The 448-nt window shown below is 64.7% G+C and carries 1 protein-coding gene; it reads left to right on the plus strand.

Going from position 1 to position 448, the window contains the following annotated elements; all coding sequences use genetic code 11:
• The coding region (locus GH663_RS20895) for an enoyl-CoA hydratase-related protein (RefSeq protein WP_211371229.1) at positions 1-448 on the plus strand (448 nt) is incomplete at both ends.

Raw genomic sequence — 448 nt, forward strand, 5'->3', positions numbered from 1 at the left:
ACATCGGTTGCATCGTCATCACCGGCAATGAAAAAGCCTTCGCCGCCGGGGCCGACATCGGCTTCATGAAGGATTTCGACTACATGCACGCCTACAAGACCGACTTCATCACCCGCAACTGGGAGCGCATCAAGACGACGCGCAAGCCGGTGATCGCGGCGGTGGCCGGTTTCGCGCTGGGCGGCGGCTGCGAAATGGCGATGATGTGCGACATGATCTACGCCGCCGACACCGCCAAGTTCGGCCAACCGGAAATCAAGCTGGGCACCCTGCCCGGCGCCGGCGGCACGCAGCGCCTGCCGCGCGCGGTCGGCAAGGCGAAGGCGATGGACATGTGCCTGACCGGCCGGATGATGGACGCGGCCGAAGCCGAAAAGTCCGGCCTGGTTGCCCGGGTCATTCCGGCTGAGCAACTGCTCGAGGAAACCCTGAAAGCGGCGCAGACCAT

The organism is Dechloromonas hortensis (assembly GCF_009469765.1).
In the GTDB taxonomy this organism is placed as follows: domain Bacteria; phylum Pseudomonadota; class Gammaproteobacteria; order Burkholderiales; family Rhodocyclaceae; genus Azonexus; species Azonexus hortensis.